7 protein-coding genes are annotated in these 12,674 nt (G+C 40.8%); all 7 read left to right on the plus strand.

From position 1 onward, the window contains the following. Positions 1-9 precede the first annotated feature (9 nt). Positions 10-303, plus strand: a complete 294-nt coding sequence (locus BCL90_RS06805; protein ID WP_121283232.1) for a PAAR domain-containing protein — start codon at positions 10-12, stop codon at positions 301-303. Between the two features lie 4 nt (positions 304-307). After that, positions 308-736 (plus strand): GPW/gp25 family protein, encoded by a 429-nt coding sequence (locus tag BCL90_RS06810; protein ID WP_121283233.1) that lies wholly within the window; start codon positions 308-310, stop codon positions 734-736. A 3-nt stretch (positions 737-739) separates the two neighbouring features. Continuing rightward, positions 740-4,423, plus strand: a complete 3,684-nt coding sequence (locus tag BCL90_RS06815; protein ID WP_121283234.1) for a baseplate J/gp47 family protein — start codon at positions 740-742, stop codon at positions 4,421-4,423. Then, the gene (locus BCL90_RS06820) at positions 4,420-6,780 is read left to right on the plus strand and encodes a hypothetical protein (protein WP_121283235.1); all 2,361 of its coding nucleotides are present in this window, start codon (positions 4,420-4,422) and stop codon (positions 6,778-6,780) included. Before BCL90_RS06815 ends, BCL90_RS06820 begins: the two co-directional genes overlap by 4 nt. After that, positions 6,767-9,580, plus strand: coding sequence for a contractile injection system tape measure protein (locus tag BCL90_RS06825; protein ID WP_121283236.1), 2,814 nt, complete (start codon positions 6,767-6,769; stop codon positions 9,578-9,580). Before BCL90_RS06820 ends, BCL90_RS06825 begins: the two co-directional genes overlap by 14 nt. A gap of 113 nt (positions 9,581-9,693) precedes the next feature. Beyond that, the gene (locus tag BCL90_RS06830) at positions 9,694-11,766 is read left to right on the plus strand and encodes a hypothetical protein (protein WP_121283237.1); all 2,073 of its coding nucleotides are present in this window, start codon (positions 9,694-9,696) and stop codon (positions 11,764-11,766) included. 23 nt (positions 11,767-11,789) lie between these two features. Beyond that, the gene (locus BCL90_RS06835; protein WP_121283238.1) at positions 11,790-12,620 is read left to right on the plus strand and encodes a hypothetical protein; all 831 of its coding nucleotides are present in this window, start codon (positions 11,790-11,792) and stop codon (positions 12,618-12,620) included. The last annotated feature ends 54 nt before the right edge of the window (positions 12,621-12,674 follow it).

A 12,674-nucleotide genomic window follows, 5' to 3' on the forward strand; every position in this document is an offset into this window, starting at 1 on the left:
AGACGAAATATGCCACCAGCAGCCAGATTAACTGATTTTCACCAATGTCCAATGGTAACGCCGGCACCTATACCACATGTTGGCGGACCGATTATAGGACCAGGCGAACCTACTGTATTGATAGGGAAATTACCAGCCGCGAGAGTAGGCGATATACTGGTTTGTGTAGGACCGCCCGATAGCATTATAAAAGGCTCAGCAACGGTAATGATTGGCGGAATGCCGGCAGCCAGAATGGGCGACCCAACTGCCCACGGCGGAACAATTATGCTCGGTGCATTTAATGTAATGATTGGCGGTTAACGAGATGACAAAAGAGACAAATAAAGCAGATCATCATTTTCTGGGTTCAGGATGGGCCTTTCCGGTTACTTTTTCGGTTGGTAACCACCAACTGAACCTGAGTGCTTACGAAGAAAACATTAACGAATCGATTGATATCATCCTGCAAACCAGAAACGGTGAACGATGTATGGAAGGTGGCTTTGGTAGTGGCCTGCAACAGTTTCTTTTTAAAAAAATGGATGAGACCCTGAAAGGTGAAATAAAGGAAACCATTACTTATGCCTTAATGTATAATGAACCCCGCATTACGGTAACCAATGTAGATGTACAGTTCAGTGATGTTAGGGGAGGTGTAGTAGAGATTTTGCTCACCTACATGTATAACCAGACCAATACCCGGCACAATTATGTTTTCCCGTTTTACATTAACGAGGGAACCAATTTAATTTAAAGTATGAAATTAGTTAACGCGAATAGCATCTTAAATTCAGTTGCTGAAGCCCTGCACCCTGGCGCTTCATTAATTGATGGACGGACGGAGCAAGATTGGCTCCGCTTTCTGTCTGAATTTGCTACGCTGATTAATTTTTACGATCAGGATAATGTGGTACATGGTAACTGGGAGCCTTTTATTTTAAAAGACCCTGTTTTTCTAATGGCCACCATTGCCGGAACTAATTTCACTAAATTATACAACCTTTACCTGCATACCTGCCATAAATTAGAAAGGCAAAATGATTTAGGCGATACTTTTAACCAGCTTTTCGATCAGCTAACCTTTATCTTCATCAAGATTCAAAACTGGATGCATTACATGCAACAGTCGGCAGCCAATTATCCGCTTAAAACTTATGTAGGAGAGCAGATCAGGGACACTTTTGCTGATGCATTACAGGCCATTATTGATTTGCGGCAAGCCTTATTCAGCAGCGCCATGCTGGTGGGCATAGTTCCAACTAATCCCGCCATTATTTGGAAATTAGATACTTATGAATACCGGATCTGGAGAGAAGGAGTATTTAAAGGCCCTTATTGGAAATTAATGAGTTTATTACCGTTTGTAAAAGATAATGCCATAGTGGCCATTTTTAAGGCGGTAACACACATTGGTGATGCACTGTTTAATTTTTTACAGGTAATTGTTAAGCAGGCCAATATTGAATACGACCATTTATCGAAGTTAAAAGGCAGCTTTCCTGATACTACTTTGCTGCGCACCTTTATTCATCTTTTAAAGGTACAGCAAACGCAGCTTAACCAGATTAGTGATAAACACTTAAATTTTTATTATCGCGATATTTTAAAACAAACCGAACGTAAGGCAACAGCAGACCGCGCTTATTTAACGGCTGGTTTAGCCATTGAAACGGCTGTAGTCAATTTACCAAAAGGCACCTTGTTTGATGCCGGTACCGATCCACAAAAGAATCCCATTGTATTCGCCAGTACGGATGATGTAATTTTAAATCCGGCAGTTATTCCTTTGGTTTATACCTTATCGAGGGCACCAGCGGCTAACCAACTTTCATATCTTCAGTTACAAACGATTGCTGATCCGGGCGTGGTGCAAAAGGATCCTGCAGGGGCAGTTTTATCATGGGATACTTTGGGTAATCATCAACCCAATCAAGCAATACAACAAGCACTGGGCATTGCATTTGCTTCACCCATGTTGTTGCTAAGAGAAGGCACAAGGCAACTGAAACTATCTTTGACTTATAGCGGAACAGCAGACCTGAACATGCTACGCGATGCAAAGTGTTACCTCAGTACATTAAAAGATTGGTTTGAGGTGAGTGCTGATTTTCAGCTGAATGAAACGGATCCTGAACATGCTATTATCATTACGATTGTACTGCAAAGTACCGATCCGGCGATTGAACGTTTCCTGATCAATCCGGATGGTGTTGTAAGTGACTGGCCAATGTTTAAGCTGGTGTTTAACCAGGTTACGCCTGCAACCGTGGCACCACCCATATTGCAGCGCATGAAAATAGAAGTAAACGTTACCGGTATGGAAACCTTTCAGCTCTATAACGATTACGGTGCACTGAGTACCAAAGTAGCTTTTCCGTTATTCGGCCCAACTCCGGCTTATGGCAGTAATTTTATTATTGGGAGTAATGAAATTTTTAGCAAGCCGGTTAATTCCTTAAAACTAGCCTTAAACTGGTCGGCATTACCACCCGATTTTTCATGTTATTATCAGGCTTATAACCTTTACATCAACAAAAAACTCAATATAGCTGCAATAGCTAAACCTTCGTTATGCGAAAAAATATTTGGAAAGAAACAAGCGGATCCAGTGCCATTTCCGGAACTAACCGAACCTTATAATAATAAATGTTTTGTGGTGGGCTTTCAGGTGCTGGAAGAAAAGAATTGGAAATCAGCGCTGTTTAATACCTTGCCTCCGGTAACTCAAAAAACAGCTGATACGGTAACAACTGCTTCAATGTCAGATCAGCCTGTTAATGAAGCGGCTACAAATCTGCTTTTTGTGGTAGATAATGGCGAAATGGATTCTTTGAGTAGTTATGAATCTACCAGTATTCCACTTTCCGCCTGCAACCCTGACCTGCAAAACCAGCCTATGAAATTTACAGAGGCCAGTACCGGTGGTTTCATAAAAATGGACCTGCAAGGGCCAGATTATGGCTTTGGCCCGGCTGTTTATCCCAATGTAGTATCGGCTGTTGCAATTTATAACTCACAAATTCTGTACAATAATGAAAATGTGACCTTTGTTGCTGCAGCACAATTGCCTTTTACACCAAAATTAAAAAGTTTTAGCGCAAGCTACGCCGCTGCTGTTGAGTATGTATTTAACAGTGAAAGCAAGGATGCCGCAACGATTAAGGATTACCCGGTTCAGGCATTCTTATATACCCCTTTTGTCAATTATGTGGTGTACGATAACCTGAATCAGCCGCCGGCTCAAAAATATACCATAGGAGATGTTACAAACAATCAATTAGGTATTCCCCTATATGCTTCATATAACTACGATGGTTATTTATACCTTACTGTTGATCATTTAATTCCAGCCAGCAGTTTTAATATTTATTTCGAATTGACGCGGAAATATGTAATGAGAAGCCCTGTGGCAGCAGAGGTTAGCTATTATTATCTCGGTACTGAGGGTTGGGCACCACTTATAGTACTCACTGATGGAACCGATAACCTTACCTCTTCGGGCATTGTGACCTTAAGTATACCGGCCAACATTACTTTAACAAGTATGCTCATGCCACCAGAATGTTATTGGATTACCATTGTAGCCAACGATATTAGTCACATAGCCGCAACCGTTTTATTAAGCACAAATGGCATCAGTGTACAGCGTTTAGATACTGCACCAACCGATGCGGTTAACGTTCCTGTCATAGCGGCAAATACGATTACCAAAACCAAAAGTCCCTTGCCAAAAATCAGTACGGTGCAGCAGCCTTTTCCTTCTTTCGGCGGCAAAGTGGCAGAAAATGCCCTAGCCATGAACTGGAGGGTAAGCAACCGCATTAAAACAAAAGACAGGGCCACAACTGCATCTGATTATATACGACTGATTAAACAGGAATTTAACGGCATTTACGACGCCGCAGTGATTTATAATCCGGTGTTAAAGTGCACCCAAATTTACGTGGTAAAAGCGGTGGATAGCTGGATGGCAGCTCATGCATTCCTTCCGATGGTAAGTGTAAGTGAAGAAGAAAATATTCAGCGCTACCTAAAGCAAAAAACTTCGGCTTTTTCGGAGGTAAAAGTATCTAATCCTGATTTTCAGTCCGTAACCGTTTATGCGGTAATTACTGTTCAGCAGGGCTATGAGTTTTCGGCTGTTCGGCAAACTTTAACCCATGCATTGAACATTTACCTTTCCCCATGGATTAAAAGTACCAGTACCCAGGTAGAAATTTATCAGGAGATTACCGATGTACAGGTGGCTGCGTTTATTAAAAATTTGAATGGTGTGGCTGCGGTAGAAAATGTGGCTTTTAAAACCTGGATGTACCACCCCGAACTTACCGGAACACCAGTAACTGCCAGTTTGCAAACGAGTATTAGCCTGATCAAAAAATCGGCCTTGTTTATTTCTAACCTGGTTCATCAGATCAGCCTTAAACCTCTGGTATTATGAGTGAGCTGAATTTCATCATTGATCAGCCCCTGCCGCTCAATCAGGATTATGCTGCACTTAAAGCTGAGGGGCTTGCCTACATCCAGTTACACAGCGGGCATGAGTGGACTAACCTTAATAATGTTGATCCAGGGGTTACTATTCTCGAACAAGTATGTTATGCCCTTACCGAATTGGGTTATTGCAACGATTTTCCGGTTGCCGATATTTTAACAGATCAGGATGGAAAGCTTGAAGTAAAAGATCAGTTTTACCTGCCTGAAGAAATTTTAACTACCTCACCTATAACCATCACCGATTACCGTAAATGTCTGATTGATGGTGTAAGCGGGGTAACTAATGTTTTGATTGTTCCTGTTTTTGGCAATAATCATGCTTATCAGGTTTATTTGCAACCAAATACAGCAGTTGAAAAGGAAGAATTATGTAATGCGGCTTTCATTTACCTCAATAAATGCAGGAATTTAGGCGAAATGTTTCTACCACCGCTTTGTTTAACTGATGATTTTCATACCGTGGCAGGCAAAATAGAAATTGCTGATGAAACGCAACTGAAAAAAATATTAGCTGAATTGCAGCAACGTGTACAGCAGGCCATATTTCCAAAAGTGGTACCCTTGGGTTACAATTCGAAAGAAACGGATGACGTACCTACTGATGAAATTTTTAACGGACCTCTGTTGCAACATGGCTGGATTCCTACTTCCGCGCTTGGTGAAAAGAAAGATCAGTTACAACTGATCGAATTGCAACAACTGATCCTGGATGTGCCGGGCATAATTGGTGTGAGCGGTTTAAACTTCGATCAGCAACCTTTAGCTCAAGAAATCCATACCGATAGTGATCATTTGCTTGAGATCAACTGGTCCACCTCTTTAGATAATGGTCTTGAAATTTATTGCAAAGGCCGGAGGTTGTTTAGCGCAACAAATTTGCTCATGTTAGCAGCCGTTAGCAGCCCACAAACACCTGGGCCGGGTCCGGTTTTTGGTGCAATACCAAGCCTGAGGATTACGCTCCCTGGCGGAATTTTCAGGGATATCAATTCTTATTATTCTATTCAAAATACTTTCCCCGAAATTTATGCAGTAGGCGCAGATGCTACGGTTGATAATGCCAGTGATTTTCAGAAAGCTCAATCAAGACAACTTAAGGGCTACTTAACACTTTTCGATCAGGTTTTGGCTAACCAGTTTTCGCAATTGGCTAATTTAGGTACCCTGTTTTCCTTTAAAAATGCCAAAAGCGGAACACCTTCCGACCAGGCATTTTTTTATAATACGAAGAACAGTTTGGAAGAAATCCCGTCCCAGTATCCGGTGCCTTACCTTGTTTTTTCGCCAACTTATTTTTATCAGTCGCTTTATTCAGTTCCACATATCAGGCCACTGCTAAAAGATAATGAGCTCTATAATTTTAGCATTGGTGCAGAAACTGAGCAGGAAATGGAGTATGCTAGCTGGCTAGCCTACCAGAAAGATCCCTACAACCCTTATATTAAAGGCCTAATGGATATGGTGGAAGATGATGCCACTAATCTGCTAAGAAGGAACAACATGTTGGATCATTTGCTGGCCCGACATGGCGAATCACCAATGTTGATCAATACCATCATCAGTGGTTCTTATTACGCCGGAGAAAGTTTAAAAGACCAGGTGATTTTTAAAAGTCTCTACCTGCAAAATTTAGGATTACTCACATATTTCCGGGTAAAGGCCTACAATTACACCAGCGCTGAAAAAGTAGCTGATTATTTTATTGACGTTCCTAAAGATTTTAATATCAGTGTGATGGGTGGTTATACGAATGATTTTATCTTTAATTCTGCCGCGACTGATCGGATGGAAGCACTAGATACCGTAGATTTTATCAATTATTCTGCTGTAGAACTGAAGTTAAACCTTCTTTTTGGCTTAAAGCCACTTTATTGCGACTTTATGGAAAATCAATTCGATGAAACGGCATCAGCAATGGAACTAAAGCTGGCCATCTGGATGATTTTAGAACGTAAAGGCTTGCTGCTGATCGAAACCGGATTGCTTTCCCCTTATGTTCCTGTTCCTGCAAGCATGGAGCAGGTAATTTTGATCTTTCCGTCATTTATTCCACAGATGAATTCCGAAGCATTTAAGGAGCGCTTAAGCCTGTTTTTAACAGAAGCCATGCCCGTTCATGTTTCTTACCGCTGCCTGTTTTTAAATACCAGCTTATTAGAAATACTGATTGTAGCTTATGCCGATTGGCACAATGGATTGATTTATCCCGCAAATCCTTTAAATAAAAGTGTAGCTGCCAATGCTAATAGTCTGATGAAAGTAATTAACTTAACTTATACCCAAGCAGATGCCTCAAAATAGCCATAATCTGATTTCGAGGCTTACATGGGATACCGTGTTTGATAGCAAAGCACAGGGAGTAGCGCTTCAGGAGCGGTTAAGCAATTGGAGCGGTTTTCATTTGCAGCAAGAAATGGCAGCTGTTTTTGATAAATTTTGCCCGCCTGGTCAAACCTGGAAAATCCAGTCACTTGAACTCGATTTAGGCATAATCAATTTCGATCAGTTAGAAACCGAACTTCCCATTAAAATTCGTCAGCAGCTGAATGAAAAACTGGTAGAAATGATTCTTTATTCGCATCAACGGGGCAAGCAGATCGAAATTCTGGATGAAAAAACATCCCATCTGCAGCTGATGCGGTATTTTTTATGGAATGGGGCGCTGCCATGGAATCACCAGGCTGCCGATGGTTCTGTAAATCAGATTTTGGCCCTTCAACTGCATCAGAATAGGGCAGAGCTGGTGGATATGTTAAAAGAATCGGGATTTAGTTCGGAGCAGGTAAGGCGGCGGATGGCCTGGCAATTTAGTGAGCCGAATATGATCAAAGTCATTGAGGCCATAGAACCCAATGTTAATGGGCAGATTATTCTATTTTCGAACGAACTGACTAAAATTCAGCAGAAAGAAACCGTGGTTCAGGCTGCCAGCACTACAGATTTTAAGAAAAATGTATGGTTTTGGGTACTTAATTACCTCTTAACCGAACGTGGAACGGTATTTAACCGGATCCAGTTTATGAAAAGCAGCATTGTGCAAATGGCTGCGCACTATAACATGCAGTACGATCAGCTGTTCGAACTGATAGAATTGGCTGTGGCAAAGCTAGCCAGGAGTTTAAGCCTGCAGTCTGATTTTATCCTTACCCTGCAACTCCTGTCGAAGGAAAATCGAGACCAGCAAAAAAACAAGACCAGACAAGTAATTGAAGATGTCGACCATTGGTACTTATTAGAGACCCTTTTTCTTGACCAAAACTTAAGGCATACAGCCGGAAAAGCCGCAACATTTAATGATCTGGTTAGCGCTTTAGCCAAAGAAGATGCTGTGCGTTTTAAAACACTCATCAGTTCTTTCGGGAGTAAAAGTGATTTTTGGCTGCCTTTAATTAACGATTTATCCAACCACAGCCTAAAAGTCGTTTTTACGGCTTTCAAATATAGTAAACCGGTAATTTTAACAGAAAGCATCATTTTCTTAAACCGGTTAATGGGCAGTACAAAGCAGCAAACCGAACGTAACCAGTTATGGTATGAAGGTTTGATGTTTATCCTCCGTCAAGATCATACATCCTTTACTGAAACGGCCTTTCTTCAGGTTTTGATAGCTGTTTTGGCACAGAATAAACAGCTATCTGCTATGGCCTTGTTAGATCAGTTATTGGTTGCAGAAGTGCCTGTTACGTTAAAAACATTGCGCCACACCTCGCTCTACCACCTATTAACAACTGTTTTTAAGTCAGAAGTTTCGCGGATGCCCGTATTGCAATTTAAAAAACACCTCGAACAGCTTATCGCCCTATGCCATTTGCAGGTAAAGGGAGGAATTAAAAACCGGAAAAGCTTCGAAACCTTAAAAAATATACTCGATAATTATGCAAGGCTATACCCAAAAGCCCTTAAAGAAACGTTGATGGCTACGCCTGATGCAGAAAATTTAGCACCGATGCTTCCGGTATCAATAAGTGGTAAAAACTTTACCGCATTCTTGCTTCCCCAAGGAGTAAGCTGGACCACTTTGCAGGAAATTCCCCAGGCTAACCAATCTGGACAAAACGAAATCTGGTTGGCTGAAATGCAACAGAATCCTAATAAATTGCTTGAATTTGTAAAAAAGGAGATCATAACCGATCACCAGTGGCTTTGGCTTCAAAAAGTGGTTGGTTTTGATGAATTACTGGTTATCGTGGGCAATTTACACCCTAATCGCCAACCTATATTTGATGTTTTAGGTCAGTTTTACCGTGTATTGGGCACCATTTCATTTAGCAATATAACTGGCAGTGAAATACAGTTTATCCTGTTCAAAAAAGTAACCACAGCATGGATTTCGGGCAATTGGAAGTTAATTGCTGCTGAAAACATCTGGAACGAACTGATCTGGGAGTTGTGCGGCAAGAGGACGGTTCCTAAAGCAGCATTTATAAGCCAGATGGGGGCGCACAAGCAAGCCCTGCCACCACTATTGCAATTGGCGCTCGAATCGCTGATTGTTCAGGATCGTTATGCTGATGAACCCAATAATGAAAATCCTAAAATAATGCATGTAAAACTAGTTAAACCCATTATGATGAAAGAAAAAGCCGATAACTTAAAAGGAGCAATAAGTGTTAAAAATGCTGGACTGGTTATCGTTAACAGTTACATAGCCATACTTTTTGAACGGCTAGGCCTTACACGCGATCGTAAATTTATTAATGTCGAAAGCCAGCTACAGGCTGCGCATTACCTGCAGTACATCGTAACCGGACAAGGACATACTGAAGAATCCTTTTTGCCGCTCAATAAAATTTTATCCGGGATACCGCTGGTTCGACCAGTAATGGAAGGAATCAGCATTTCAACAGAAAATAAACAAGTCATAGATGGATTAATAACAGCCGTAATTGGCCATTGGTCAGCCATTGGTAGCTCTTCAATAGATGGTTTTAGAGGCAATTGGTTGGTAAGGGATGGATTACTTGCCGAAAGAGAAGAGCGATGGGAGTTAACGGTAGATAAACGGCCGTACGATCTTTTAATTCACAGGTCTCCGTTTTCATTCTCAATCATTAAACATCCATGGATGGATAAACCACTTCACGTAAACTGGTCTTATTAATATGGAAAGAATAAACGCAGATCAACTGGTTTACCATCTGGATAGTAGCTAGTGCTTATGATTTTGAACCTACATTAAACATTAAATCAATTTAACGAACTAAGATAGAAATTATGAATTCTTACAATGAAAACCTACATTCAGCTATCGTAAACTCTTTGCAGAGTCTGGATATCGAAGAACAAGACCTTTATTCGCAGGTAAATGCAGCAATGTTTACCCTTTACCATGCAGAGGGTGCTACCATTGCTGCAGAACAGAACCTAGCTATAGCAACAGATACTTACCAATCCAAAACGGCCACACAAAACCAGGCCACTAAGGATAATAACGTTCTGGTAAACCTTTTGGGCACTGCCACACAGGCCAATCAGTTTGTTAAACAATCTACAACCAATATAGCGGTTTCTGCATCCAATGTACAGATTGCAACCAATTCAATTGTTCGCCTGGCTGGCGATATGGGTAGTATTTACAGCATTTTAAATGCCGCAGATTTTGACAGTAGTATTTATATGCTGGCAAGAGAGGCCAGTAAGCTAATAAACGAAACCGCTTACGACGCAGAAGTAACCTCTCAAATGGCTATGGAAGCTTCTACACTTACTGCAGAAGTATCTGCGTCAACCGTGCTTGATATGGCCAAAGCCACTAATGGCCTGATGAGTTCGGTACTGAAAATTACAACCGCCGATTTTAATACTGCTACCCAGAATATTGTAACGGATAGCACTGCAATCGCTGCAGTACGGTCGACTGAAAAACTGGATGAAGGTGCATTAGAAATGATCAATATCTCTTATAATGCTACTAAATCTGCCTATGCACTTACCAACAAGGAATTAAACCTGAACCTGAATGTAGAAACCAATACCGATAACCCGCTTAGTTTTACGGTAAATTTTGACCTGATTGAAAGCCCGTTTCCAAGCGGTAAGACAGATGAAAACCCGATGTACCCGGTAGAAAAGTATTACATCATGGTGGTTAAGGATGCTAAAAAACAAACTTTTTCTATTTCTAATGCAGAAAATATCCTGTCATTAGGCAATAGTGAGGTTATTAAGGTAACGCCTGTAAGCACTTCACCGGTAAGCCAAAAGGTTGATGTTTACTATAACATTAAGGATGGGGATAAACCACCTGTAACCGATTCAGACAATAAGCCAATTGGACTGGGAGAAGATTATGTGGTATTCGTAATGGCCATTTTTACAGACGATTATAAAAGAAAAACCAATTGTTACGACGATTATTTATCAGCGCCATCTCAGGTATTTACCCTAACTACCGAACTACAGCCGGTAGCTGGCAAAACGATTAAGGTTGTGGCTTATGATGATAAAAACTTGACCGATAACGAACGTCGCCTTGCATTAGCGGCTAAAAACGACCAGCTTAAAAACTCAATTGGTACGGCAGATGATAATGCTATTGTTGATTTTACATATTTGATGACTTTCGAAACGGAAGAAAACCCAGATCTTGATATAGAATACCGTTGCATGTTTTTGCCTTTCAGTGCAAATGCTTCCGATCGCTTACTCACCGTCGAATCGCTTGATTTTTTGGTTAAAAGTGAACTTCCATTAATGGAAGAAATTACCATCGCACTTGATCCTGTAATTGCTGCTTTGCAGGAAGAAAACTATACCAACGAACTTAAAATAGGTTTATTGGAAACCGAACTAAGCAAGCTGAATGAACAAGTTACAGCCAATACTAAAAAAGATGCGCCTGTTAGCGAAGAGGATGCAGAAAAGCAAAAATCGTTGGTTGTAAACCAAAAAACAATTACTGCGCAGTTAAAGGAACTGCAAAAAAGCCATGATGCCAATGTGAAACAATTCCATAAACTAACGGCGCAGAAAGACAAAATGGCACATTCTATATCGGACGAAACAGTTGCCAAACCGGGCTTCCTGTTTAACGTGGCGATTGCGGAACAGGTGTATGCAGATAGTTATATCGTGGCAAGAAAAAATACAGATAAAACAACTGATGTTGCAGTACAGTGGATTGCTTTTATTGGCCCTGATGCGACTGATAATTTTGGTAACAGGTTAATTAAGGGCGACCAGTATCTCCCTGTAGCGCTTTCTTATTCAACAGCAGCTGCAGAAAATGCAGACGATTTTGTAAATGCCCTGTCTGAAATGGATAAAACAGAATATTTTAAGTATTAACGGATCATTAAATTATATACATCATGAAAACGCCAACAAAAAATATAACTGCACCTATTCTCGAACGCTATAGGAAATATGGGGTTACCGAGCGTAAAAAAAACGAACTTGATGCCTTAACCATCCAGGTGATGGATGCGCAGGGAAATGTAGCACAATATCAGTCTATTGTTAATGCATTAACCACAAAGTCTAATGATTTACAGGGCTTTTTAGCCACTGCCACTAATAATAAAACACAAGCCTACAACAATAAGATTTTGATCGATCAGCTGGTGCAAAGTGCTGCCGACCTCCAAAGCAACTCTAAAATTGCTTTTAACGAAATGGTTGAGGCTAATGTACAGACCAAATTTCTGACCGCAAAAATAAATACGGTGATTAATAAACTGATTTATAGCGCGGAAGTAATTAATAAACTGGCAAATGTTATTGTAAGGAAAAAAGCACTAAACCCATTAATTTCTGACGAATTGGTGAGCATGGTTACGATTGCAGGTGCAGATGCCAACAATGCAGTGGCCTTAACCCTGGTGGCTTTACAGAGTGCCTTTGTGGCACAAGCTACCGAAATGGAGGCAGAAACAACAATAGGGTTGGAGTACACGCAATCTATAGGCTTTACCGAAATGATTACCGGATACGCTAACGCCGATGGACTGGCTTCTCTTCAGCAACTTTTTTACCAGGCCTATGCCGTTGCCAAAAAGAATTATACGTTAGCAGAAAAAGCTAATTTTACCGCTGCTAAACAATTAAATATGGCAAAAGCGAGCCTCAATACAGCACAGGTTAAACTTAAATCGCTTCAATCTGGTTTGGCGGCAGCCAATGCAGCAGCTTTAGCTTCTTAATTTGTTAAATTTAAATGCTAATCCACCGTTTCTTTTATATTGAAACGGTGGATT

Source organism: Pedobacter alluvionis (genome assembly GCF_003664035.1).
Lineage (GTDB): Bacteria > Bacteroidota > Bacteroidia > Sphingobacteriales > Sphingobacteriaceae > Pedobacter > Pedobacter alluvionis.